The organism is Kluyvera sp. 142486, assembly GCF_046569695.1.
In the GTDB taxonomy this organism is placed as follows: Bacteria; Pseudomonadota; Gammaproteobacteria; order Enterobacterales; family Enterobacteriaceae; genus Kluyvera.
Genome location: NZ_JBKHUI010000001.1, coordinates 52,973 through 76,117, shown reverse-complemented (window position 1 = coordinate 76,117; position 23,145 = coordinate 52,973). Strand labels below are relative to the sequence as shown.

Annotated in this window: 24 protein-coding genes and 2 pseudogenes; 15 read left to right on the top strand and 11 right to left on the bottom strand. The window is 55.2% G+C overall.

Translation table 11 applies throughout. The annotated features are described in order from the left end of the window. Positions 1-5: 5 nt before the first annotated feature. Positions 6-1,391, bottom strand: a complete 1,386-nt coding sequence (gene sad / locus ACLGE8_RS00385; RefSeq protein ID WP_410995768.1) for a succinate-semialdehyde dehydrogenase — start codon at positions 1,389-1,391, stop codon at positions 6-8. Positions 1,392-1,496: 105 nt separating this feature from the next. Between sad and ptrR the strand changes: the two genes are divergently transcribed. After that, the gene (gene ptrR, locus ACLGE8_RS00380; protein ID WP_410995767.1) at positions 1,497-2,366 is read left to right on the top strand and encodes a putrescine utilization regulator PtrR; all 870 of its coding nucleotides are present in this window, start codon (positions 1,497-1,499) and stop codon (positions 2,364-2,366) included. Here the strand turns inward: ptrR and ACLGE8_RS00375 are convergent. Next, a complete protein-coding gene (locus ACLGE8_RS00375) occupies positions 2,329-2,799 on the bottom strand; it encodes a GNAT family N-acetyltransferase (protein WP_410995766.1) in 471 nt (156 codons plus the stop codon). The genes ptrR and ACLGE8_RS00375 overlap by 38 nt on opposite strands. A 156-nt stretch (positions 2,800-2,955) precedes the next feature. Between ACLGE8_RS00375 and ACLGE8_RS00370 the strand changes: the two genes are divergently transcribed. Continuing rightward, positions 2,956-3,900 (top strand): L-lactate dehydrogenase, encoded by a 945-nt coding sequence (locus ACLGE8_RS00370; protein WP_410995765.1) that lies wholly within the window; start codon positions 2,956-2,958, stop codon positions 3,898-3,900. Between the two features lie 14 nt (positions 3,901-3,914). Here the strand turns inward: ACLGE8_RS00370 and ACLGE8_RS00365 are convergent, their stop codons facing one another. Genes ACLGE8_RS00365 through dtnK form a run of 3 tightly spaced genes read right to left on the bottom strand, consistent with a single transcriptional unit; the run spans position 3,915 to position 6,895 of the window. Next, positions 3,915-4,676: a DeoR/GlpR family DNA-binding transcription regulator gene (locus tag ACLGE8_RS00365; RefSeq protein WP_410995764.1), complete on the bottom strand. Its 762-nt coding sequence runs from the start codon at positions 4,674-4,676 to the stop codon at positions 3,915-3,917. A gap of 1 nt (position 4,677) precedes the next feature. Next, complete coding sequence (locus ACLGE8_RS00360; protein WP_410995763.1) at positions 4,678-5,664, bottom strand: D-threonate 4-phosphate dehydrogenase; 987 nt, start codon at positions 5,662-5,664, stop codon at positions 4,678-4,680. Then, a complete protein-coding gene (gene dtnK / locus ACLGE8_RS00355) occupies positions 5,657-6,895 on the bottom strand; it encodes a D-threonate kinase (RefSeq protein WP_410996079.1) in 1,239 nt (412 codons plus the stop codon). The genes ACLGE8_RS00360 and dtnK overlap by 8 nt, the downstream gene beginning before the upstream one ends. A 172-nt stretch (positions 6,896-7,067) precedes the next feature. Between dtnK and ACLGE8_RS00350 the strand changes: the two are divergent. From ACLGE8_RS00350 to ACLGE8_RS00325, 6 genes and pseudogenes are all read left to right on the top strand, one after another. After that, positions 7,068-8,213, top strand: a pseudogene (locus tag ACLGE8_RS00350) (iron-containing alcohol dehydrogenase). A 20-nt stretch (positions 8,214-8,233) separates the two neighbouring features. Beyond that, positions 8,234-9,115, top strand: coding sequence for a dihydrodipicolinate synthase family protein (locus ACLGE8_RS00345; RefSeq protein WP_410995762.1), 882 nt, complete (start codon positions 8,234-8,236; stop codon positions 9,113-9,115). Positions 9,116-9,390: 275 nt separating this feature from the next. Beyond that, complete coding sequence (locus ACLGE8_RS00340; protein WP_410995761.1) at positions 9,391-10,152, top strand: TerC family protein; 762 nt, start codon at positions 9,391-9,393, stop codon at positions 10,150-10,152. Positions 10,153-10,181: 29 nt separating this feature from the next. After that, positions 10,182-11,354, top strand: coding sequence for a sialidase family protein (locus ACLGE8_RS00335; RefSeq protein ID WP_410995760.1), 1,173 nt, complete (start codon positions 10,182-10,184; stop codon positions 11,352-11,354). Further along, positions 11,351-11,821, top strand: a pseudogene (locus ACLGE8_RS00330) (YhcH/YjgK/YiaL family protein). Before ACLGE8_RS00335 ends, ACLGE8_RS00330 begins: the two are co-directional and overlap by 4 nt. A 14-nt stretch (positions 11,822-11,835) precedes the next feature. Further along, the gene (locus tag ACLGE8_RS00325) at positions 11,836-13,116 is read left to right on the top strand and encodes an SLC13 family permease (protein ID WP_410995759.1); all 1,281 of its coding nucleotides are present in this window, start codon (positions 11,836-11,838) and stop codon (positions 13,114-13,116) included. Positions 13,117-13,181: 65 nt separating this feature from the next. Here the strand turns inward: ACLGE8_RS00325 and ACLGE8_RS00320 are convergent, their stop codons facing one another. After that, positions 13,182-13,970, bottom strand: a complete 789-nt coding sequence (locus ACLGE8_RS00320; protein ID WP_410995758.1) for a PhzF family phenazine biosynthesis protein — start codon at positions 13,968-13,970, stop codon at positions 13,182-13,184. A 200-nt stretch (positions 13,971-14,170) separates the two neighbouring features. On the opposite strand from ACLGE8_RS00320, the gene ACLGE8_RS00315 reads away from it, so the two are divergent. Then, on the top strand, positions 14,171-15,370 hold the full coding sequence (locus tag ACLGE8_RS00315) for a sugar transporter (RefSeq protein WP_410995757.1): 1,200 nt from the start codon (positions 14,171-14,173) through the stop codon (positions 15,368-15,370). Positions 15,371-15,421: 51 nt separating this feature from the next. Here the strand turns inward: ACLGE8_RS00315 and ACLGE8_RS00310 are convergent, their stop codons facing one another. Then, the gene (locus ACLGE8_RS00310; RefSeq protein WP_220440156.1) at positions 15,422-16,090 is read right to left on the bottom strand and encodes a MarC family NAAT transporter; all 669 of its coding nucleotides are present in this window, start codon (positions 16,088-16,090) and stop codon (positions 15,422-15,424) included. 229 nt (positions 16,091-16,319) lie between these two features. On the opposite strand from ACLGE8_RS00310, the gene marR reads away from it, so the two are divergent. Genes marR through marB form a run of 3 tightly spaced genes read left to right on the top strand, consistent with a single transcriptional unit; the run spans position 16,320 to position 17,401 of the window. Next, on the top strand, positions 16,320-16,754 hold the full coding sequence (gene marR, locus ACLGE8_RS00305) for a multiple antibiotic resistance transcriptional regulator MarR (protein WP_185669036.1): 435 nt from the start codon (positions 16,320-16,322) through the stop codon (positions 16,752-16,754). 20 nt (positions 16,755-16,774) lie between these two features. Further along, positions 16,775-17,158 carry an MDR efflux pump AcrAB transcriptional activator MarA gene (marA, locus tag ACLGE8_RS00300; RefSeq protein ID WP_035895737.1) on the top strand — a complete coding sequence of 128 codons (384 nt, stop codon included), beginning with the start codon at positions 16,775-16,777 and terminating at the stop codon, positions 17,156-17,158. 30 nt (positions 17,159-17,188) lie between these two features. After that, positions 17,189-17,401 (top strand): multiple antibiotic resistance protein MarB, encoded by a 213-nt coding sequence (marB, locus tag ACLGE8_RS00295; protein ID WP_185669037.1) that lies wholly within the window; start codon positions 17,189-17,191, stop codon positions 17,399-17,401. Positions 17,402-17,440: 39 nt separating this feature from the next. On the opposite strand, the gene eamA is transcribed toward marB, so the two are convergent. Further along, positions 17,441-18,343, bottom strand: a complete 903-nt coding sequence (gene eamA, locus ACLGE8_RS00290) for an O-acetylserine/cysteine exporter (RefSeq protein ID WP_410995756.1) — start codon at positions 18,341-18,343, stop codon at positions 17,441-17,443. 195 nt (positions 18,344-18,538) lie between these two features. Between eamA and ydeE the strand changes: the two genes are divergently transcribed. After that, on the top strand, positions 18,539-19,729 hold the full coding sequence (ydeE, locus tag ACLGE8_RS00285; protein ID WP_410995755.1) for an efflux MFS transporter YdeE: 1,191 nt from the start codon (positions 18,539-18,541) through the stop codon (positions 19,727-19,729). Between the two features lie 86 nt (positions 19,730-19,815). On the opposite strand, the gene ACLGE8_RS00280 is transcribed toward ydeE, so the two are convergent. Then, on the bottom strand, positions 19,816-20,919 hold the full coding sequence (locus tag ACLGE8_RS00280) for a cobalamin-independent methionine synthase II family protein (RefSeq protein WP_410995753.1): 1,104 nt from the start codon (positions 20,917-20,919) through the stop codon (positions 19,816-19,818). Positions 20,920-21,070: 151 nt separating this feature from the next. Continuing rightward, a complete protein-coding gene (locus tag ACLGE8_RS00275; RefSeq protein ID WP_410995751.1) occupies positions 21,071-21,469 on the bottom strand; it encodes a rhodanese-like domain-containing protein in 399 nt (132 codons plus the stop codon). Between the two features lie 84 nt (positions 21,470-21,553). Here ACLGE8_RS00275 and ftrA point away from each other — a divergent pair, with 84 nt between their 5' ends. Further along, a complete protein-coding gene (gene ftrA, locus ACLGE8_RS00270) occupies positions 21,554-22,543 on the top strand; it encodes a transcriptional regulator FtrA (protein WP_410996077.1) in 990 nt (329 codons plus the stop codon). A gap of 84 nt (positions 22,544-22,627) precedes the next feature. Beyond that, complete coding sequence (gene mgtS / locus ACLGE8_RS00265) at positions 22,628-22,723, top strand: protein MgtS (RefSeq protein ID WP_185669042.1); 96 nt, start codon at positions 22,628-22,630, stop codon at positions 22,721-22,723. Between the two features lie 138 nt (positions 22,724-22,861). Here the strand turns inward: mgtS and ACLGE8_RS00260 are convergent, their stop codons facing one another. Continuing rightward, the gene (locus ACLGE8_RS00260; RefSeq protein WP_410995750.1) at positions 22,862-23,032 is read right to left on the bottom strand and encodes a hypothetical protein; all 171 of its coding nucleotides are present in this window, start codon (positions 23,030-23,032) and stop codon (positions 22,862-22,864) included. Positions 23,033-23,145: the final 113 nt, after the last annotated feature.

Genomic DNA, 23,145 nt, shown 5'->3' with positions numbered 1-23,145 from the left:
TTCGCTTAGTGACGATCTTTCCATACCGTCTGCACATTACAGAACTCGCGCAGACCGAAGTGCGACAGCTCACGACCAAAGCCGCTTTTCTTCACCCCTCCAAACGCAACACGGGCATCGCTGGCGCTATAGCCATTGATAAACACCCCGCCGCACTCCAGTTCATCCGCAAAGCGCTGGGCCTGCGCCGTATCGTTGGTAAAGACGGTCGCCGACAGGCCAAACTCGCTATCATTTGCCAGCGCCAGCGCATGGTCAGCGTCACGGGCGACGGTAATCGCCGCCACCGGGCCAAACATCTCCTGACGGAAGGCGGTCATGGTCGGCGCCACGTTCGCCAATACGGTCGCCGGGTAGTAGTTACCCTCACTACTCAGCAGTTCGCCGCCGAGCAGCAGCGATGCGCCCTCATTCACGGTTGCCATCACCTGGTTATGCAGTTCATCGCGCAGGTCAAAACGCGCCATTGGACCCAGATAGTTCTCTTCGTCAGTCGGCTCACCCATTTTGAGCGCCGCCGCTGCCGCAACAAACTTCTCGGTAAACTGATCAGCAATGCCCGCTTCGACGATAAAGCGTTTCGCCGCCGCGCAAACCTGCCCGGTATTCTGATAACGGCCAATCACCGCCGCCTGCACCGCCATTTCGATATCGGCATCGTTCAGGACGATAAACGGATCGGAACCGCCCAGCTCCAGCACGCATTTTTTCAGCGCCGCACCGGCCTGAGCACCAATCGCTTTACCGGCACGCACGCTACCAGTCACGGTAACTGCCGCAATGCGCGGGTCGTTGATCATCTGCGTCACGCCGTCGTTAGTCGCGTTAACCCAACTAAACACGCCCGCCGGAACGCCCGCCTGCGCCACGATATCGCCAATCAGCGCCGCACAGCCCATTACGTTAGGGGCATGCTTCAGGATATAGCTATTACCTGCGAGTAAAATAGGCACCGCCCCGCGCAGCACCTGCCACAGCGGGAAGTTCCACGGCATGATCGCCAGTACCGGGCCAAGCGGACGGTATTCAATCACCGCCTGATTGTTCTCAACCTGGGTAGATTCGGTAGCCAGCATCGCCGGGCCGTGTTCGGCATACCAGTCGCACAGATGGGCTGATTTCGCCACTTCACCACGCGCCTGTTTGATCGGCTTACCCATTTCGCGGGTGATGCATTGCGCCATCTCTTCACCACGTTCACGCAGCACGCGGCCTATCGCGCGCAGTGCGTCAGCGCGTTGCTCAATTGCCGTCTTACGCCATTGACGAAACGCGGTATCCGCCAGCGTAATGGCAATATCCACCTCCGGGCCGGTTGCCCACGGCAGCGAAGCGATGGTTTCGCCATTTGCCGGGTTAATAGAGACAGCGTGCGTTGCAGGTGAAGTCATCTTATTTCTCTCTCAATTAATTGCGTAGTGATGACAGTTTCGCCTATCCTGCCATTTATGAAAAATGAATAATATTAACCGAACCATTCACAATATGAGAATGCTATGGATTTAACCCAGCTTGAGATGTTTAACGCCGTTGCTGAGACCGGCAGCATTACCCAGGCCGCCCAGCGGGTGCATCGCGTGCCCTCCAACCTGACGACCCGTATTCGCCAGCTGGAAGCGGATCTTGGCGTCGAGCTGTTCATTCGTGAGAACCAGCGGCTGCGTCTGTCGCCGGCCGGGCATAGCTTTCTACGCTATAGCCAGCAGATCCTCTCGCTGGTTGACGAAGCCCGCATGGTGGTCGCTGGCGATGAGCCGCAGGGGCTATTTTCTCTCGGCGCGCTGGAGAGTACTGCCGCTGTACGCATTCCCGAAACGCTGGCCCGCTATAACCAGCGTTATCCGCGAATTCAGTTTGATTTAGCCACCGGCCCATCTGGCACCATGACCGATGGTGTGCTGGAAGGCACGCTCAGCGCCGCATTCGTCGATGGGCCGGTGATGCATCCTGGGTTGGATGGGATGCCGGTCTACCCGGAGGAGATGATGATTGTCGCCGCCCACGGGCATCCGCCGATTACCCGCGCGAGTGAGGTCAACGGTGCCAGTATCTATGCGTTTCGCGCCAACTGCTCTTACCGTCGACATTTCGAAAGCTGGTTCCATGCCGACCAGGCAACGCCGGGGCGTATACATGAGATGGAGTCCTATCACGGAATGCTGGCCTGCGTGATTGCCGGAGCCGGGCTGGCGTTAATGCCGCGCAGCATGCTGGAAAGCATGCCGGGACATCATCAGGTAGAAGCATGGCCACTGGCAGAGAAGTGGCGCTGGCTGACGACCTGCCTTGTCTGGCGACGCGGGGCGATGAGCCGCCAGCTGGAAGCCTTTATTGCGTTACTGGATGAGCCAGCGGTTTCACCATAAAGACGCTGAGCGGGTCCGGCTGATACGGCGCAAAAGCGTCACACACTTCATAGCCGCAGCGCTGGTACAGGCAGATAGCCGCATGCTGGTGAATTCCCGTCTCCAGTTGCAGCGTGCGGCAACCGCGCTGCAATGCGGCGGTTTCAAGTTCTGCCAGCAGCTTTTCCCCCAGCCGCTGACCACGATGCGTCGGGTTGATAAAGACCCGCTTCATCTCACCGCGCCCCGCATCATCCAGCACAATCGCCCCACAGCCGACGGCCTCTTCTCCTTTACGGAGAAGCATCACGATAAGCTGGTTCTGCGGCAACGAAGTGAGATCCAACAGATGATTGCTCTCCTCGGGGTAGAGCGTACTTTGATAGCGGTCAAGCTCGGCTATCAGGGCGTTGACGGCGGGGTCGGTAGATTGGGTTATCACTGTCGTGTACATGGTTGCAGGGTCCTGTTTTATTGTTGTTTTTCTACTCTAGCATTCACCATCGTTTAGTCTCATAGCATTAACTTATAATTTGCCTCGGCTATTGCGCTAACCGGTTGTTAACGAGTAGTTTTATCCACTGTTATTTGTCCCTGTACTGGAATAACCATGAACACGAAAGCCCGTAAAGTCATGATCATCGGTGCCGGTAACGTCGGCGCATCAGCCGCTTACGCGCTGCTGAATCAGAATATTTGCGAAGAATTAATCCTGGTCGACCTGAATAAGACTCGTGCCGAAGCGCACGCACAGGATCTCAGCGATGCCGCGGCCTATATGCCCGGCATGATGACCATCTCCTGTCGCGATGCCAGCGACTGCGCCGATGTGGATATTGCGGTGATTACCGTCTCCGGCGGTGCGCTGAAGCCCGGCCAGACGCGTCTCGATGAGCTGAAAAGTACGGCCAACATTGTGCATAGCATCGTGCCGCAGATGATGGCCGGTGGCTTTAACGGTATTTTCCTGATTGCCACCAACCCCTGCGACATTATCACCTGGCAGGTGTGGCAGCTTTCTGGCCTGCCGCGCAGTCAGGTTATCGGTACCGGCGTATGGCTCGATACCACGCGTCTGCGCCGCAAGCTGGCTCAGGATCTGGATATTGGTGCGCAAAGCATCGACGCGTTCATTCTCGGCGAGCACGGCGACAGCCAGTTCCCGGTATGGTCGCACTCGTCGGTATACGGTTCGCCTATCGAGAACGTCTATCTGCAGCGCACCGGTAAAGCGCTGGATCGTGAATCGATGGCCGATAGGGTTCGTAAGTCAGGCTTTGAGATTTACGCCGGGAAAGGCTGCACCGAGTACGGTATTGCCGGAACCATTGCCGAAATCTGCCGTAATATCTTTACCGGCAGCCACCGCGCGCTGGCGATTTCCTGCATTCTGGACGGGGAGTACGGCGTTGAAGGCGTTGCCATCGGCGTTCCCGCCGTGCTGGCGCAAAACGGCGTACAGCAGATTATTGAGCTGCAGCTCGCCGCCGAGGAGCAGGAGAAGTTTGCCCGCTCGGTGGAGATTATTAAGGCGAATATTACGCTGCTACCGTAGCTCAGACGACCCGGTTAGCCCGCAATGGTTAGCCGGGGTTTCCTGTTTTCCAGCGCCAGACGCGTGTCGTCGCTCAAGTGACGGTCGGTGATGATGTCGGTCAGCGAATCCAGATGCACGATATTAAACAGCGACCAGGCGCCGTATTTTGAGCTATCGGCTAACAGCACCCGGCGGCGGGCGTTCGCAATGAGATCGCGCTTCAACGCGGCCTTCTCTTCCGTCGGCGAAGTAATGCCTTTCTCCAGATCCCATCCGTTGCAGCTTAAAAATGCCAGATCGGGCCAGATGTTCTGCAATAAGCGTCGACCATGATCGCCAATACAGGACTGGCTGCTATCGTCAATGCGGCCGCCAATAATGGTGACCTCAATTTGTTTAAATTCCGCCAGAAACAGCGCGATATGCAGATCGCTGGTGATCACGCGCAGCGGCAGGTGGGTAATCTGCCGCGCCAGCTCAATCATGGTGGTACCGGCATCCAGCACGATAGCATCACCCGCTTTCACCATCGCCGCAGCTGCGGTGGCAATCGCCTGTTTTTCCTGTGGACTACGCTGCGATTTTTCAACCGTCGTGGGCTGGATAGGAATAAACCGGTTAAGCGTAACGCCGCCGTGCGTTCGGCTGATAACCCCTTCCTGATCGAGTTTAATCAGGTCGCGGCGAATCGTGGCGGGTGACGCATTCGTCGCCGCGACCAGTTGGTCGACTGTGACCAGATTATGGCTTTTGAGAAAGTCCATAATCTGCTCTAACCGGTTATATCCCTTCATGTTATTCCTGTGCTATTTGCATGGCGAGCGCAATGGAGGTTGCCATGCTCTCAGACTTAGCTTTACCTGTCCAGGCAATATCAAACGCGGTGCCGTGATCGGCCGAGGTACGAATAAACGGCAGTCCGGCAGTGATGTTCACCCCATCATAAAAGCCTAACAGCTTCAGCGGAATATGCCCCTGATCGTGGTACATCGCCACCACCATGTCATACAACCCTTCGTGACATTGCATAAAGACCGTATCCGGTGGACAGGGCCCCGTCACCTGGATGCCCTGCGCTTGCATTGCGTTTACGGCCGGGCCAATGATGCGAATCTCTTCATCACCGAACAGTCCATTCTCCCCAGCATGCGGATTGACGCCCGCAACGGCGATACGCGGCTGGCGGTAACCCACACGCCGCAGGAAGCGGTCAGCAATACCAATCACCGTCTCAACACGCTGTTGGTTAAGGTTATCCAGGAATTTACGCAGCGCCACATGGGTAGAAATATGGATGACTTTGAGCTTATCGGTATAGAGCACCATGGCGTAATCTTTGGTGTGCGTCAGATGCGCCAGCATTTCAGTATGCCCCGGGTAATCATGCCCCCCCAGATGCAGCGCCTCTTTATTGAGCGGCGCGGTGGCAATCGCGAAAACCTCACCGGCCATCGCCAGTTCCGTGGCGCGTTTGATACAACGATAGGCCAGGTCCCCGGCCTGCGCCTGCACCACTCCAGGTTTAAGCGCCTGCGGGTTAGCCAGCGGTTCATTGATAACGTTGATCGTGCCTGGAGTAAACCGCGCCTGCGAAGGACGCTCAATCACCAGCAACTCGGCGTGCGGTGTGATCCCTAATGCCAGTATGCGACGAAAAGTCTCGACGCATCCCACCACTACCACCGGCGCACCGTTCAAATCCCCTTCCGTTAGCGATTTAATAATGATCTCCGGGCCAATGCCCGCCGGGTCGCCCATCGTTACTGCAATGATGTTAGTCACTCATTTTCTCCTCAATAGAATCTACGACTTCACGCAACGTGGTTTCGCTGCCGAATCCGCCTGCTTTGGTCATTACCGGACGTTGCCAGTGGCTGCCAAGAAAATGGCCGTACGGCACGCACTGCGCCACACGGCCTGTAATTTGAAACCCGGTCGCATTCAGCGCGGTTGCCACCGCGATAGCGACATCGCCACCGGACAGATACAGCGCGCCGGGTTGGCTGCTCTGCAGCGTTGCATTAACCAACTGCGCCAGGTGACGGCAGATCCGCTCGCCAAGTTCGGCCCGCGTGACGCCACGCACCCGGCACTGTTCGCTAATGCGCTCCCGCGTTTGGGCATCCACCGTGGTTGTCACCACACAGTGCAGGCCGCGTTGAATCACCTCAGCGATCCGCTGTGCATCATCTGTCGTGTTGCCGGTGAATGCCTGCTCAACGTCGATAGTTATCTGCCGCACTCGAGGGTGACCATGCAGCACGGCAATTTGTTGTTGAGCGATTTCACTCATCGACCCTACGACAGCCAACAGCGGCCCGTGCTGGCGATGGGCAAGATGGCGAGCCAGCGCGTCACAGATGCCGCCAGAACCCACCAGCAGAACGCGGCGTTGGCTACGGGCAATCCCGGCAACGATGGCGTTGAGGTCCGCATCGGTTTGCGCATCAACGATCGCTATCTCCCCCGAGGTCATGCTATGAGACAGCGTGTTATCCAGTTCACTGAGCGCGATAGCTCGACATGGCAACTGACTTTGCTGCGTAATCAGGGTGGCAATATCGGCATGCGTGACGGGGGTTTTCGGGTCGCTGGCAAACTCAGTCTCGGTAAGCAGTACGCCGTTTACATAACAACGGCCCCCTTGCGTCACCCGCCCCGCCGACGGATACGCTGGGGCAACAATGGCAAGCGAACACGCCAGCGCCTGCATCATGGTTTCAATCTCCGCCCCCACGTTACCGCGTAAGGTAGAGTCGATTTTCTTTACCACCCAGCGCGACGCAAGCGACGCCCCCCTCTTTTGCAGTAACGCGCTAACCCGCCGTACCGCCTCAGTTTTTGTTAGCGCCCGACTGTCGCTATTGAGGATCAGCGCCTGCGCATCCCCCAGGTAATGTTCATCAAACGCAACATCAACCCGCATACCGGTTTCCGCCAGGCTGACCCCAGCATCGTTGGCGCCGGTAAAGTCGTCCGCCAGGACCAAAACCTTGTTATCGCAGAACTGCATGGTTTTCCCTTTTTGCACCGTTGAATTTCTGAATTGATTATATTCAATCACATTTGATTAAGTGTGAGCAACTTCAAGTTATTAAAGCGCGGGATAAATTATAAATTCTCGCCATGTTGTTATCCGCATTGCTATCAGATTGATTGATTTCAATCACACACAGGAGAAGAGAGTGGCTACCATAAACAGTACGCTTATCAGCGGAGCCGGGGCGTTCAGCGCCCTGACGTCGTTATTGCCAGAAAAGAAAAAGGTGTTGCTGGTCACCGATAGCAACGTCGGAAAGCTGGCCGCCACGACGGCGATCCACGCACTCCTGACGGCGAACGGCAAAGAGGTGCAGGTCATTGATACCGTACCGGCAGAACCAACCCAGCACGATATGGCGCAGATTCATAACGTTGCCAGCATCTGGCAAACCGAACTGGTGGTAGGCATTGGCGGTGGCAGCGTGCTGGACGTGGCCAAGCTGCTGTCGGTGCTTTTACATCCACAGTCTCCCGGCCTGGATGCGCTGCTGAACGGTGAAAAGCCAACGCATAAGATCGCGTCATTATTGATTCCCGCGACGGCAGGCACCGGTTCGGAAGCCACGCCCAACGCCATTCTGGCGGTCCCTGAGTAAAATACCAAAGTCGGCATTATCTCCCCGGTGCTGCTACCTGATTACGTCGCGCTGTTGCCAGAGTTAACCACCAGCATGCCGGCGCATATTGCCGCATCGACGGGAATTGATGCGCTGTGCCATTTGCTCGAATGTTTTACGGCTACGGTAGCGAACCCGGTGAGCGATAACGCCGCGCTTATCGGTCTGCATAAACTGGTTCGCTATATCGACCTTTCAGTACAGCAGCCCGACAATTTAGCCGCCAGGCTGGAGATGCTGTGGGCGTCCTATTATGGCGGCGTGGCGATAAACCATGCGGGAACGCACCTGGTTCATGCCCTTTCCTACCCGCTTGGTGGAACCTGGCACCTGCCGCACGGCGTGGCGAACGCTATCCTGCTGGCCCCTTGCATGGCCGTGGTTCGCCCTCACGCCGAGGAAAAATTCGCGCAGGTCTGGGATCTGATCCCCGATGCGGATCGTTCATTAAGTACGCAAGAGAAATCCTATGCGCTGGTTGACTGGCTGGCGGCCTTAGTCAAACGACTGGCGCTTCCCGATAGCCTGCTCGCTCTCGGCGTGCCTCCAGAGAGTATTGATTCCCTGAGCGAAGCGGCACTCAACGTGAAGCGCCTGCTCAATAACGCCCCCTGCCACGTCAGCAAGGACGATGTTCAGGCTATCTATCGTACGCTCTTTCCGACGTGCTAATCCCAAACAAGGAATCCATTATGAGTCACTCAGTTACCGGCGTATTAACCGCCATCGTCACCCCTTTCGATAACGACGGTGCGCTGAATATTCCCGAGCTTAAACATCAGGTTAATCGGCAGATTGACGCCGGGAACGGCATTTTCTGCGGCGGCACCAACGGCGAGTTTTTTGTGCTCAATGAAGATGAGAAAGTCGCGGTGGCGAGTGCCTGCGTCGAGGCCGCCGCAGGACGCGTGCCGGTCGTTGCCCACATTGGCGAAGTCTCCACGCGGGAAACTATCCGTCTCGGTCAGCGCATTGGCCAACTGGGCGTGGATGCCGTCTCAGTTATTACCCCGTGGTTTGTTCCCCTGAAACAGGATGAACTGGTTACGCACTATAGCGCCATCGCCGACGCCCTGAGCGTTCCGATGTTCCTCTACAACATTCCTGCGCGCACCGGCAACACCATTGAGCCGCAGACGGCACGCCAGTTAGCGCAACATCCGAACATTATTGGCCTTAAGGACAGCGCGGGGAGCTACGAGAGCCTGAAGGGTTTCCTTGATGCCGTGCGCGATATCCCGAATTTCTCGATTTTGAACGGCCCGGATTCGCTGATTCATCAGGGCTATGTAGACGGCTGCTCTGCCTGTATTTCCGGCCTGGCCAACGTCGCGGCAAAAGAGATTAACGCTATCTGGTCCCGTTTTCAGGCGGGCGATATTGAAGGTTCACGGCAGGCTCAGGAAAAGGTGACCGTCCTGCGCACCGAACTCTACAAAATCGCGTTCTCACCTGCGGTAGTGAAAAAAACGCTGCAGCTTAACGGTCACAACGTCGGAGAGAGCCGCTACGCAGTCGCGTTTACTCCGGCCCAGCAGCAGCAAATAAAACAGCTCGGCGCGCCGTATTGTTAATCACGTCGCATATTTCACTCTATTTTACGATTAATTGTTTCACCGAATAACACGGTTGGGAACGGCATTCCCAACCAGAAATACCAGAAAGATTCAAACGCAATGACGCGTTAAATAAATGCATGCTGAAGATATTATTGTCACTCACTGGACAGATCATTTATTGATAATTGTTATTATTTGGAAGCTCTATTTATACGTTCTCAGTCTGCAGTATTTTAATAAATAACGGGTTGCTTACTGGCACCCTACCATTCTGCGAAAGGGCTTTGTCAATGTTTATATGGCTGTTCGACCCCGACATATGGTTAACGTTAGTCACGCTAACGTTTCTGGAGATTATTCTCGGGGTCGATAATATTATATTTCTTTCACTGGTTGTGGCAAAACTACCGCTAGCGCAGCAGAACATGGCGCGAAAACTGGGGCTTGGCGGCGCGATGATAATGCGGATTCTGCTGCTTATCTCCATCGCCTGGTTAGCGCATATCACCGCCCCCCTGTTGACTATCGGGCACTTCCCGGTCTCGCTGCGCACGATGATTCTCTTTGCCGGCGGCCTGTTCCTGATCTACAAATCGCTCCAGGAGATTCTGGCCGAAATCCGCCAGGAACAAGAGCAGCATGACGATGATAAGCGTCAACTCACTCTGATGGGCGCAATTGTCCAGATTATGTTATTGGATATCGTGTTCAGTCTTGACTCAGTGATTACCGCCGTGGGGTTATCGCAGCATATCTTTATTATGGTGGCGGCAGTAATGATAGCGGTCGGCGTGATGATGTTTGCCGCTAAAGCTATCGGTGATTTCGTCAATAATACGCCTTCAATAAAAATACTGGCATTAACCTTCCTGCTGTTTGTCGGTGTGTTACTACTGGCGGACAGCGTCAATATCCATATTGCTAAAGGCTATCTCTATTTCGCTATCTTCTTCTCTCTGACCGTGGAAATTATCAATATTGTGCGCAACCGGCGACTCATTAAAACAACAAATACGCATAAATCGTTTGAAACCTTAGAACTGAATAAATAAAACCCTGAAAAATAAAATGGAGTCTGATTATGTCTGTAACCCTTATTCGTGACGGTATTATTCGTCATGACCGTCACGACACGCAGGTTGCCACCGCCATGCTGCCGTCGACCTGCCCGCAAAACCATGCCGCTAATCTATTACCCCTGCCGGACGGTGCGCTGCTGTGCGTATGGTTCGGCGGCACCCAGGAGGGCGTAGCCGATATCTCCGTCTGGGGATCGCGGCTGGCGCCCGGCAGTAAGCAATGGAGCGAGGCCGTTAAACTGTCTCACGACAACACCCGTTCTGAGCAAAACCCGGTGCTGTTTCTGGACCCGGACAACGTGCTGTGGCTGCTGTGGACCGCACAGTTCTCCGGCAATCAGGATACCGCGATTGTCCGTTACCGCCAGTCGCACGACCTCGGGCTCAGTTGGGGAGAAACCGCCACGCTGCTTGACCAACCGGGAACGTTCATCCGCCAGCCTATCGTGGTACTGGAGAACGGTCATTGGTTACTGCCCGTATTTTACTGCCGCACCCAGCCAGGCGAAAAATGGGTCGGCAATGATGACATCAGCGCGGTGAAGATTTCCGCCGATAAGGGAAAAACCTGGGGGGATGTCATTGTCCCCCGGAGCCTTGGATGCGTGCATATGAATATCACCCCACTCTCTGACGGCACGCTGCTGGCGCTGTTTCGCAGCCGCTGGGCCGACCATATCTATGCCAGTCACTCCACGGATGGCGGCGAAAGCTGGTCCATCCCCGAAGCGACCAACCTGCCGAACAACAACTCCTCTATTCAGGTGACAACGCTTGCCAGCGGCGAACTGGCGCTGGTCTTTAACGCCATGAGCGCCGCCGGTGCTCTGGAACGACGGGCCTCGCTGTACGACGAAATTGACGATGGTGATAACAGCCGTAAAGAGCCGCAGCCCGCGGGCGGCAAAAGCGCTTTCTGGGGAGCGCCACGCGCACCGATGACCATTGCCATCTCGGATGACGGCGGAAAAACCTGGCCGTGGCAGCGCAACCTGGACGAAGGCGACGGCTACTGCATGACCAACAATTCGCTGGATAAACGCAACCGCGAGTTCTCCTATCCCAGTATCAAGCAGAGCCCGGATGGCACTTTACATATTGCCTACACCTGGTACCGCCAGGCGATTAAGTACGTCCGCACTACCCCTGAATGGATAAAAGGAGCCGCACAATGATTATCGGCAATCTCAACGCCCTGGCAATGGCAGGGCTCCCTCTCGCCATTCGGCAATTACTTTCTCGTCCCGACTGTTCGCTCGACGCTTTAATCGCGCGGGAAGATGGACGATGACAGCCGGTGGATAACTCATGGTTTTGCACCATCGGTAACGCGCAAACGCAAGCCACTGAGCAACGTCACACGGAGTATCACCGGGAGTGGGCCGATATACAGGTGATGCTGTCGGGGCGCGAGTTGATTCACGCTGGCGTGCAGGATGTCGCGAAGTTTGATGATGAAGAGCGCAAACCGGACCTGTTTATCACCCACAGCGCTACGCCAGGCGTCGCCATTACGCTGCAAGTGGGAGATTTCGCTCTTTTTATGCCGGGAGAACCGCACCAGGCACTTTGTCTGGTCGGCGCACCTGCCACCGTGCGAAAGGCGGTCTTTAAAATCCCTCGCGACATGCTGGATGCCTAAAAAGGAGCTAGAAAATGACCACGGAAATGATTCTGTCGCTTGGAATACTCATCCTGATGATCGTGCTGATCATGACGGACAAACTTCCTTTTGGCGCACCACCTTTGCTTGCCTGCCTGCTGTTAGTCGTCTGCAAGGTTTCCACGATTCAACAAGCCTTTGCCGGGTTTGTGAATTCCACCGTCATTATGCTGGCGGGTTTTATGGTCGTAATGGCGGGATTACAAAAAACCCGGCTGATTAGCAGTATCAAAACGGCAATGATGGTGCATCTCAACCGGGGTGGCTATAAAAGCTATATTCTGTTGCTGATGATCGTCATGCTTGGCGCAAGCCTGGCGGGGACTGGGGCAACGGGGTATTACGTCCTGATTCTGTCGCTTATCGCATCACTGCCATATAGCCAAAAGCTACCCACCTCGAAACTTGTGATGCCGTTAGGTTTTGCGACTAACCACCCGCTGATCCCGATTAACGTTGCGCTGCTTTTCGGCGTTACCGTCTCCGTACTGCAGGCATCGGGAATTAACCAGGAAATTTCGATGATGAAATTCGCCCTGGTCAACCTGGTGATGTCCGCGGCCTATTTTGCCTGGAGCCTGATTGCATACCGTTTTTTGCCCAATCATCCGATTGCAGACGCGGCAGATGAAAATGCAGCGGCGCTGGAAGATGAGGCATCAACCCTCCCGGCATGGAAAGAGAAATGCACCGTGGGGGCGTTCTTCTTCAGCGTGATTGGCATGATGCTGATGAGCACCTTAGGTGATATTGCCTATATTGCACCGGGCTTAGCAGGCGCGTTTCTGCTCTTTATTGGCGTACTCGACTTTAAAGAGGTCCGCGACCATATGGGCGCGCCGGTGATCATCATGACCGCCTGCGTCATTGGAGTAGCCGACGCGCTTGCCGGTACCGGGGTGACGGCGATGATTGGTAATGCCGTTGCTGGCGTGCTGGGCACCAGCGTTTCACCGTTCATTTTTATTCTTATCCTGGCTTTGCTAACCAGTACCTGCGCGACCTTTACCGGGTCAACCATCGGCTCAATTTTTATCTTTGGGCCTATCGGCATCGCGGCCTGCACCGGGCTAGGGCTGAACCCAACGGCCGCGGCTATTGCGATCACCATATCCGGCTGGAACGGTGGTTATATGCCAATTGACGGTATGCCCGCCATGATTATGGGGATGGGGAAATACAAAATGTCGGAGTTTTGGCTCTTCACCATTCCGATGTACCTGATTCGCATTCTGGCGCTGTGCGCGGGCGCCATCTTTATCTTCCCGGTATGATGCTCTAGCAACAGAAAACCCCGGCCGGGCAATACGGGTCGGGGTTTCCGAGTCCGGGCGACGGATTAATCCAGCAGTACCTTCCCTTGTAAATAGGTTCTCGCCACCCCGCTCATCAATACCCGATCTCCCACCCATTCACAGCGTACGTCGCCACCGCGCGCGGAAACCTGACGCGCCAGCATCCTGGTTTTACCGAGCTTTTCGCCCCAGTACGGAATTAACATGGTGTGTGCAGAGCCGGTGACCGGGTCTTCCCACACCGCTTCGCCCGGTGAGAAGAAGCGGCTAACAAAATCATAGTCACCGTCGCCTGCGGCGGTGACGGACACCTTATGTTCGCCGGGGATCATGGCGCTGATATTGGGTTTCAGCGCTTCAATCTGCTGCCGGTTTTCCAGTTCAATCACCCAGGCGCGGCCTTTACGGGCATTCAGGTAGTGGGTAATGCCCAGCGCATGCAGCATGTCCGCCGGAGGCGTAGCCTCGTGGGTCGCACCTGCTGGGAAATCCAGCGTCAGCCATTCGGCGCGGCGCGAGACGGTTAAGCGGCCGGACAAGGTGTCGAAATGGACGCGTTCATCAGGATAATGAAGGTGCTGAAACACCACGTGAGCGCTGGCAAGCGTTGCGTGACCGCAGAGGTTAACTTCATTTTGGGTGGTAAACCAGCGCAGGGCAAAACCGCCGTGCTGCTTAACAATAAACGCCGTTTCCGATTGATTATGCTGACGGGCCATTTTCAATAGCGTCTCATCAGGCAGCCAGTCGTCAAGCAGACAAACCGCGGCCGCGTTACCGCCGAAAGCATGGTCGCTGAAGGCATCAACCATAAAGAAATCAATCTCGTGCATGCGTATCCCCTGAATCATATGTGCGAGATAGCAAACTGACATAAAAAATGAACACCGGCAACTCGCTTTCTCGCATAGAAAGTGACAACGTCACACAATTACAAAAATGAGAGGTTAATCACAAAATAATTGTATTTGTCGTAATAATCGCTTTAAGATCGCTTATCTGTTCCTTTCTTTAACGCTCCCGGTGCATTTTTATGACAACAAACACGGTCTCTCGTCGGATCGCGTGGCTTCGGGTAGTCACGCTGGCTATCGCTGCTTTTATCTTCAATACCACTGAATTTGTCCCGGTTGGGCTGCTCTCCGACATCGCCAACAGTTTTGGCATGCAGACGGCGCAGGTCGGGATCATGCTGACCATCTACGCCTGGGTGGTGGCGCTGATGTCGCTGCCGTTTATGCTGCTGACCAGTCAGATGGAGCGGCGTAAATTGCTGATCGGGCTTTTTATTCTGTTCATAGCCAGCCACGTGCTGTCGTTCCTGGCGTGGAACTTCACCGTGCTGGTGATAAGCCGTATCGGGATTGCCTTTGCCCATGCGGTGTTCTGGTCAATTACCGCCTCTCTGGCGATTCGAATGGCACCAGCCGGTAAGCGCGCACAGGCGCTGAGCCTGATAGCGACCGGCACGGCGCTGGCAATGGTCTTCGGCATTCCGATTGGGCGTATCGTGGGGCAATACTTTGGCTGGCGAACCACCTTCTTTGCCATCGGCGTAGGTGCGCTCATCACCATGCTGGCGCTGATTAAGCTGTTACCTAAGCTGCCAAGCGAACATTCCGGCTCGCTGAAAAGCCTGCCGGTGCTGTTCCGTCGCCCAGCGCTGATGAGCATTTATCTGCTGACCGTGGTGGTGGTGACCGCCCATTACACCGCCTACAGCTACATCGAGCCGTTTGTGCAAACGGTAGCCGGGCTGAGCGGCAATTTTGCCACCATTCTGCTGTTGGTGCTGGGCGGTGCGGGGATTATCGGTAGCGTTATCTTCGGCAAGCTCGGCAATAAACATTCGTCAGGGTTGATCAACGGCGCCATTGGCCTGCTGCTAATCTGCCTGCTGTTGCTGCTTCCCGCCGCGCAGGATGCGACTCACCTCGCCGTGCTCAGCATCTTCTGGGGTGTTGCCATTATGGTGATTGGTCTGGGGATGCAGGTGAAAGTGCTGGCGCTAGCCCCGGATGCCACCGACGTGGCAATGTCGCTGTTCTCCGGGATTTTCAATATCGGGATTGGCGCCGGCGCGCTGCTGGGCAGCCAGATAAGCACCCATCTGTCGATGTCGTCGATCGGTTATGTGGGAGCGGCACCGGCGCTGGCGGCGCTAATCTGTTCGGTGATTATTTTCCGCCGCTGGCCTGCAGCATCGTTAGAGGAACAGGCGCACCAGCATTGATACGCTTCCCGGTGTCGCTGCGCCTGGCGGGCGCGGCGACACCGGGATCCGTCAGGCGTGATAGGTCGTAATAATCTCCAGCACGCCATTAATAATAAACTGCACGCCCATACACACCAGCAGGAAGCCCATCAGACGGGAAATCGCTTCAATCCCCCCTTTCCCTACCAGACGCATAATCGCCCCTGAGCTACGTAAGCATCCCCACAGGATAATGCCCACCAGCGCAAAGATAATCGGCGGCGCGACCAGAATCACCCAGTCCGGGAAATTTGCCCCATGCTTCACCGTCGATGCGGAGCTGATGATCATCGCAATCGTCCCCGGGCCTGCCGTACTTGGCATGGCGAGCGGGACAAAGGCGATGTTAGCCGTCGGTTCGTCTTCCAGTTCCTCCGATTTGCTGCGCGCTTCCGGCGAGTCATGCGCCTTCTGCTGCGGGAACAGCATGCGGAAACCGATAAAGGCCACGATCAGCCCACCGGCAATACGCAGCCCAGGTATTGATATACCGAATGTATTCATCACCACCTGGCCCGCATAATAGGCCACCATCATGATAGCGAAGACGTAAACCGAGGCCATCAGCGACTGCCGGTTGCGCTCTGCGTTATTCATATTGCCGGAGAGCCCAAGGAACAGCGCCACGGTCGTTAAAGGGTTTGCCAGCGGCAGCAATACCACCAGCCCAAGCCCTATTGCCTGAATAAGTTCCTTCATAAGCGTCCCAAAATCCTGTCTGTTTGACGAAAAATTACATGCTGTACACCAGACCATTCCTCACCAGCGCAGCACATCTGGCTTCGGGCAGGCTAAGTACAGGATATCCTATTTGCGGCTATCTGAAGCGTTTTAGCAATTCGTGGCATCACTCAATCCATTCAGTTGACTTATGATTGCGTGAGAAATAATATCCACCGCAACTAAAGTACTTGCCAGGGCAACCATTGTGAACAGCACAAGCAATCTCTTCAATGAAATGATTCCACTTGGGCACCTGATTCACATGGTTAACCAGAAAAAAGATCGCTTACTCAACGAGCATTTATCGCCAGAAGAGATTACCGCCTCACAGTTCAGAGTGCTTTGCTCTATCCGTTGTCAAGGCAGTATCACCCCCGTGGAGTTGAAAAAGACCCTTTCGGTGGATCTAGGCGCGCTCACCCGCATGCTTGATCGTTTGTTGTGTCGGGGCTGGATAGCCCGGTTACCCAATCCAAATGATAAGCGCGGGGTATTGATTCAGCTGACGCCAGAAGGCGCAGCCATTTGTGAACAATGCCACCTGCTCGTTGGGCAAAACCTGCACCAGGAATTAACAAAAAACTTAACGGCAAATGAAGTTGCGACGCTCGAACTTCTGCTTAAAAAAATATTGCCGTAAACAGAAGAAGAGGTAAGACGATGTCCAGACGTAACACTGACGCTATTACTATTCATAGCATTTTGGACTGGATCGAAGATAACCTGGAATCCCCTCTGTCACTTGAGAAAGTGTCCGAGCGTTCCGGTTACTCAAAATGGCACCTGCAGCGGATGTTCAAAAAAGAGACCGGTCATTCATTAGGTCAGTACATTCGCACCCGTAAACTGACGGAAATCGCCCAGAAGTTAAAAGAAGGCAATGAGCCTATTCTCTATCTGGCCGAACGTTACGGTTTTGAATCGCAGCAGACGCTGACGCGGACGTTTAAAAACTACTTTGATGTGCCACCGCACAAGTACCGCGTGACCAATATGCGCGAGGACTCTCGCTACCTGTTCCCTATTAATCACTGTGTCTGTTAATCGCCTGCAAAAAGACGTATCGAGGAAATAATGAAACTGTTCGCTGCCGTTGCTTTCGTCGCCCTGACGATGGCCGCAAGCGCAAGCTATGCGGAACAACTACCGGCACAAAATCACGCCCATCAGGACATGCTGATGCCATCTGCCAGCAACCAGTCGCCGTTTGATTTTAATCATATGGCCGCCGGTAGCGATAAATCAGATGAACTGGGTGTACCGTACTACAACGATAAAAATCGCTAAACGTTATTGCCCCGCTTCGGCGGGGCTTTTTTTATCCCGTTATCCCTTCACCGCCCGACGCAGCCCCGGAATACGCAGGCCAAAGACGTTAATCAGCAGCCCGGCCATAATCAGCAGCGCCCCTGCCAGTTGCATCACCGACAGCGTCTCACCAAGCAGCAGCGACGCGCTGGCGAGCCCCACCACCGGCACCAGAAGCGACAGCGGCGCCACGCGCCAGGTCTCATAGCGTCCCAGCAGCGAACCCCAGATCCCGTAGCCTACGATACTGGCAATAAAGGAGAGATAGGCCAGCGATAGCACGGTAGTGAGATCAATATGAATCAGACTCTGCGCCATCAACTGTGGTCCTTCGAAAATCCACGAACTGAGCATAAACGGCACAATCGGAATCAGCGCGCTCCAGACCACCAGCGACATCACGCCGGTTTTCGACGGGTGCAGCATAATCTTTTTGTTGAAGATATTGCCGCACGCCCAGCACAGCGCCGCACCCAGTGTCAGCATAAAGCCCAGTAGCTGCACATGCTGCCCGGTCATACTGGTTTCAATCAGCACCAGTACACCGAACACCGCCAGTGAAATCCCGACCAGTTGCTTGCGCTGCAGGCGTTCGCCAAAGACAAACGCGCCAAGAATAATGGTAAAGAAGGCCTGCGCCTGCAGCACCAGCGACGCCAGCCCGGCGGGCATACCGAAGTTAATGGCGCAGAACAGGAAGGCAAACTGGCCGAAGCTGATGGTCAGCGCATAGCCCAGCAGCAGAGGCAGCGGAACGTGGGGGCGTGGGACAAAGAACAGCGCCGGGAAGGCCACAAACAGGAAGCGTAATCCCGCCAGTAGCAGTGGCGGCATGCCGTGCAGCCCCACCTTAATAACCACAAAATTCAGACCCCATACTACGACCACCAGCAGCGCCAGCAGCCCATCTTTACGCGTCATACACGCCCCACCGTTTATTAAATTTATGTAAACACATTCAAAGTAACGAAAAATTCAGCCCAGGAATAGATCATTATTTCTGGCGGGGTGAAATCGCACTTCCCGACACGCGCTCAGGTATACAAGCCGCTTATGTCATGATATTTGTGAATGCGATAACAAAAAAACGCACAACGACACCTCTCGGGCAGGAAAATGAAACCAACGACCAGACGATCCACGATTGCGCTGCTGGCATCGTCGTTACTGTTAACCATCGGGCGCGGCGCGACCCTTCCGTTTATGACCATTTACCTCACGCGTAAGTACGCGTTGACGGTAGACACCATCGGCTATGCGCTGTCTATCGCGCTGGTGGCCGGCGTTATCTTCAGCCTCGGCTTTGGCATTCTGGCGGACAAGTTCGATAAGAAACGCTATATGCTGATCGCCGTGACGTTCTTTATCGCCGGCTTTGTCGCCATTCCGCTGGTGCATAGCGTGCCGCTAGTGGTGTTCTTTTTCTCGCTGATCAACTGCTCCTATTCGGTCTTCTCGACCGTGCTGAAGGCCTATTTCTCCGACACGCTGACGGCAACTACCAAAGCGCGCATTTTTTCGCTTAACTACACCTTCCTGAACATCGGCTGGACCATTGGCCCGCCGATTGGCACGCTGTTGGTGATGCACAGCATTAACCTGCCGTTCTGGCTGGCCGCGGTTTGCGCCGCGTTTCCACTGCTGTTTATCCAGCGCTACGTGGCGCGCGTTAACGCCGCCGAGATGGCGGAAACGCCCGTGGCCTGGTCGCCGTCCGTGCTATTGCACGACCGCGCGCTGCTGTGGTTTACCCTTTCCGGCCTGCTAGCCTCATTCGTTGGCGGCTCATTCGCCTCCTGTATGTCACAGTACGTGCTGACGATTGGCGATAGCACCTTCGCCGAAAAGGTGGTGGCGGTGATCCTGCCGGTGAATGCCGCGGTGGTGGTGACCTTGCAGTACGCTATCGGTCGTCGGTTAACGGCGACCAATCTGAAACCGCTGATGACCTTTGGCACCTTCTGCTACGTGCTGGGTCTGGCTGGATTTATGATATCGGGCAGTAATTTACTGTTCTGGGGGCTGGCGGCGGCGGTCTTTACGCTGGGCGAAGTCATCTACGCACCGGGAGAATACATGCTGATTGATAACATTGCCCCACCGGGCATGAAAGCCAGCTACTTCTCCGCTCAAGCCCTTGGCTGGCTCGGCGCGGCGCTAAACCCGTTGTTGACCGGGCAAATCCTGACCCATTTCGCGCCCTACGCGCTGTTCCCGATCATGATGGTAGTTATCGTGCTGGCGTGGTGGCTGATTATTCGTGGCATTAAGGCCAGCACTTGGGGTGCCACGGTGAGCGTGGCGTAATGTTCCCCTGGGGTCGGCGTTCCGCCTCGCCGGGCTACAGGATAGGTAGCCCGGCCAAGCGAAGCGCAGCCGGGGATACACTGTAATTACCAGATATCTGCCGCAATCCCCGTCACCAGACGTACTTTATCCCACTGCTGCTGCTCGCTCAGGCTGTTTCCCTCTTCCGTTGAAGCAAAACCACACTGCGGGCTGAGGCAAATCTGATCTAACGCCACATACTGAGACGCTTCTTCTACCCTCGCCTTCACGCCCTGGGGGTTTTCCAGCTCGCCGTTCTTGGTGGTAATCAGCCCCAGCACGGCTTTCTGCTGGCCTGGACGGATAAAGCGCAGCGGCGCGAAGTCGCCGGAGCGATCGTTGTCATACTCGAGGAAGAAGGCATCGACGTTTACGCGGCCAAACAGGATCTCTGCCACCGGCTCATAGCCGCCTTCTGAAATCCAGGTCGAACGGAAGTTACCGCGACACACGTGCAGCCCGACAATCAGGTCATCCGGCTTCCCTTCCAGCGCGCGATTCAACACGTCAGCATAGATAGCCGCCAGCTTATCCGGATCGTCACCGCGTTCACGCACCTGGCGACGCTGGTCGTCGGAGCACAGATAGGCCCATACGGTATCGTCGAGCTGCAGATAGCGGCAGCCAGCATCGTAAAACGCGCGGATAGCATCACGCCAGGTATCGGCCAGGTCATTAAAGTAGTCGGCCAGATCCGGGTAAACGGTCGCATCGATATCTTTACGCCCACCACGGAAATGCAGCACGCTCGGGCTTGGGATGGTCATTTTTGGCGTCGCTTCGCCGCTGATGCTTTTCAGGAAGCGGAAATCTTCCAGCATCGGATGTTCGCCAAAACCCAGTTTTCCGGTTACACGAATGCCATGAGCGCGGGTTTGCACGCCGTTAAACTGAATACCGCTTTCAGAGTCATAGCGTTCAACGCCCTGTAGGCCGTCAAAGAAATCGAAATGCCACCAGGCGCGGCGGAACTCACCGTCGGTGACCACGTGCAGGCCGCAGTCGCATTGATGCTGCACCACACGCCGAATCTCGGCATCCTCTACGGCGCGCAGCTGCTGTGCGTTGATTTCACCGTTAGCCAACTGTTGACGGGCTTCTTTAATTGCCAGCGGGCGTAAAAAACTGCCTACGATGTCAGCGCGATAAGGGGCGTGTTGGTGTGTCATGCGATCTCCTTACTCCATCAGGCAAACTCGTTGCCCTGAGTGATAATTTATTATTTGAACCATTTAGACTTCTGGATGGCTATATGTCTGAATAGTGTCATTCGAAAGAGCCCCAGGCAAACGAGAATAATTCATCACTGTTGAAAGATTTTCATGATCCCGATTGGAAGGCGAATCCCTCATCCTGCCAGCCGGTGATCCCGCCAATCATCACTTTGACAGGACGACCCAGTAACGCCAGCTTAAGCGCTGCCTGGTCGGCGCCGTTGCAGTGCGGCCCGGCACAATAAACCACGAACAGCGTCTCAGCGGGCCAGGAGTTCATTCTTTCAGCGGAGATATCGGCATGCCGCAGGTGAAGCGCGCCGGGAATATGACGGCGCGCGAAGGTTTCAGCGCTTCCCACCACGTGAAGCAGCACAAAGTCGACGTCGGGTTGCTGCAGTGAGGCGTGCACGTCAGCGCAGTCGGTTTCAACGCTCAGGCGCTGGCGAAAATGGGCGACTGCTTCGGCGGCGCTTGCAGTGGGGATGTCGGTCACGTAACTCATCGTTAATTCTCCGGTTCTGTGTTACCACTATGGTAACGACCGGATGAGTATAAACAGGCCCCCATGCAACAACCGCCCGCAGAAATGACAGAAAACAGCCAGAACATGACAAAGTGCGCCCCGATGGTAGTGGCGTTAGCCTATGACGGCCTCTGCACCTTTGAGTTTGGCGTGGCGGTGGAGATTTTTGGGCTCCCCCGGCCCGAAATGGGCGCAGGCTGGTATCGCTTTGCCGTTGCCGCCGTCGATGCAGGTGAGCTACGAGCCACCGGCGGCATACGGGTCATGGCGGACGGAGATTTAAGTATGCTGGAGCATGCCGATACCATCGTGGTGCCAGGCTGGCGCGGCGTCGATGCCGAAGTCCCCCCTGCACTGTGTCAGGCGCTCAGGCAGGCGCATCAGCGCGGATGCCGGGTGATATCCATCTGCTCTGGCGTTTTCGTGCTCGCCGCCGCGGGCCTGCTCGACGGCAAACGCGCTACAACCCACTGGCGCTATGTCGATACGCTCCAGCAACGCTACCCGGCGCTCGAGGTCGTGGAAGATGTGCTGTATATCGCACAAGAGTTCGTATTCACCTCAGCCGGAAGCGCCGCCGGGATCGACCTCTGCCTGCACGTGGTGCGAACGGATTTCGGCCTGGAGGCGGCAAACCAGGTCGCTCGACGTCTGGTCATCCAGCCCCATCGCGATGGCGCGCAGAAGCAACAGGTTGCGCACCCTGTCGCCCGGACGCGGGAAAGCCAGCGCCTGGGCATGCTGTTTGATTTTCTTTATCAACATCTGGCGGAAAGCCATAGCGTCAGTTCATTGGCGCAGCGGGTGGGAATGAGCGAGCGAACCTTTTTACGCCGCTTTCAGGATGCCACCGGGAAAACCCCTGCCCGCTGGCTGCTCGATGCACGTTTGCAGCAGGCGCAACATCGCCTGACCAGCAGCCGGGATAGCGTCGAAAAAGTGGCGGAGTTAAGCGGGTTCGGCAATGCGAAAAATCTGCGTTTACGCTTTCAGCAACATCTGGCAATAAGTCCGCTGGCGTACAGAAAAAAATTTACTGCAACAAATAATTAATTCACAAATTACGGCGTTAGTCTAAGTTTAAATCAGTAGGCTAATTAGGTGCTCATTGTGAGAATCGTTAAAGAGGAGGTCATCATGCTGGATAATATGCAAGTGTTTCTGGTTGCCGTGGGGCTCATTCTGTTTTCCGGTTTCCTGACTGCCTATTTTAGCGGAAGATGGAATGATTAACGGATAAAAAAAACCGCCAGGTTAACTGGCGGCATAAATGCTTGCATGGATAGATTTTTTGTTTCTACAATCGTCCGCTCTTCCTGATTGGACCATCGTTGCTAACCACTACCCTACCACCGCAATATTCAACTAAAGCTAAACGGAGAGTGCATTATTTAAGGCATAATTTTTCCACGCCTTTTTACTCTGACAGCTGGCCTGACGGCCTGCCCACAATCTGCCTGAGCGGGATTCCTGCAGGTCCTGATGCTCAGGACGATTAGACCAGATGGACTTGCGACGCGCTTTACGCTGGGATACTTTCATGTTTGCCTCCGGGCAGATTGTCGAAATTAAATCCATTAACTCAACGATTTACACAGCGATAATAGCAGCCCGAATGGCGAGTTTCTTCAATAAGTGAACGCATTTGTAAAGAG

What these genes read in the sequence shown, in the direction of transcription:
- ptrR (WP_410995767.1), top strand. Translation starts at nt 1,497, where the DNA reads ATGGATTTAACCCAGCTTGAGATGTTTAACGCCGTTGCTGAGACCGGC.
- sad (WP_410995768.1), bottom strand. Translation starts at nt 1,391, where the DNA reads ATGACTTCACCTGCAACGCACGCTGTCTCTATTAACCCGGCAAATGGC.
- eamA (WP_410995756.1), bottom strand. Translation starts at nt 18,343, where the DNA reads ATGACGCGTAAAGATGGGCTGCTGGCGCTGCTGGTGGTCGTAGTATGG.
- marA (WP_035895737.1), top strand. Translation starts at nt 16,775, where the DNA reads ATGTCCAGACGTAACACTGACGCTATTACTATTCATAGCATTTTGGAC.
- ACLGE8_RS00275 (WP_410995751.1), bottom strand. Translation starts at nt 21,469, where the DNA reads ATGAGTTACGTGACCGACATCCCCACTGCAAGCGCCGCCGAAGCAGTC.
- ACLGE8_RS00325 (WP_410995759.1), top strand. Translation starts at nt 11,836, where the DNA reads ATGACCACGGAAATGATTCTGTCGCTTGGAATACTCATCCTGATGATC.
- marB (WP_185669037.1), top strand. Translation starts at nt 17,189, where the DNA reads ATGAAACTGTTCGCTGCCGTTGCTTTCGTCGCCCTGACGATGGCCGCA.
- ACLGE8_RS00365 (WP_410995764.1), bottom strand. Translation starts at nt 4,676, where the DNA reads ATGAAGGGATATAACCGGTTAGAGCAGATTATGGACTTTCTCAAAAGC.
- ACLGE8_RS00315 (WP_410995757.1), top strand. Translation starts at nt 14,171, where the DNA reads ATGACAACAAACACGGTCTCTCGTCGGATCGCGTGGCTTCGGGTAGTC.
- ACLGE8_RS00375 (WP_410995766.1), bottom strand. Translation starts at nt 2,799, where the DNA reads ATGTACACGACAGTGATAACCCAATCTACCGACCCCGCCGTCAACGCC.
- ACLGE8_RS00335 (WP_410995760.1), top strand. Translation starts at nt 10,182, where the DNA reads ATGTCTGTAACCCTTATTCGTGACGGTATTATTCGTCATGACCGTCAC.
- ydeE (WP_410995755.1), top strand. Translation starts at nt 18,539, where the DNA reads ATGAAACCAACGACCAGACGATCCACGATTGCGCTGCTGGCATCGTCG.
- mgtS (WP_185669042.1), top strand. Translation starts at nt 22,628, where the DNA reads ATGCTGGATAATATGCAAGTGTTTCTGGTTGCCGTGGGGCTCATTCTG.
- ACLGE8_RS00260 (WP_410995750.1), bottom strand. Translation starts at nt 23,032, where the DNA reads ATGAAAGTATCCCAGCGTAAAGCGCGTCGCAAGTCCATCTGGTCTAAT.
- ACLGE8_RS00320 (WP_410995758.1), bottom strand. Translation starts at nt 13,970, where the DNA reads ATGCACGAGATTGATTTCTTTATGGTTGATGCCTTCAGCGACCATGCT.
- ACLGE8_RS00310 (WP_220440156.1), bottom strand. Translation starts at nt 16,090, where the DNA reads ATGAAGGAACTTATTCAGGCAATAGGGCTTGGGCTGGTGGTATTGCTG.
- dtnK (WP_410996079.1), bottom strand. Translation starts at nt 6,895, where the DNA reads ATGCAGTTCTGCGATAACAAGGTTTTGGTCCTGGCGGACGACTTTACC.
- ACLGE8_RS00280 (WP_410995753.1), bottom strand. Translation starts at nt 20,919, where the DNA reads ATGACACACCAACACGCCCCTTATCGCGCTGACATCGTAGGCAGTTTT.
- ACLGE8_RS00370 (WP_410995765.1), top strand. Translation starts at nt 2,956, where the DNA reads ATGAACACGAAAGCCCGTAAAGTCATGATCATCGGTGCCGGTAACGTC.
- ACLGE8_RS00345 (WP_410995762.1), top strand. Translation starts at nt 8,234, where the DNA reads ATGAGTCACTCAGTTACCGGCGTATTAACCGCCATCGTCACCCCTTTC.
- ACLGE8_RS00340 (WP_410995761.1), top strand. Translation starts at nt 9,391, where the DNA reads ATGTTTATATGGCTGTTCGACCCCGACATATGGTTAACGTTAGTCACG.
- ftrA (WP_410996077.1), top strand. Translation starts at nt 21,554, where the DNA reads ATGACAGAAAACAGCCAGAACATGACAAAGTGCGCCCCGATGGTAGTG.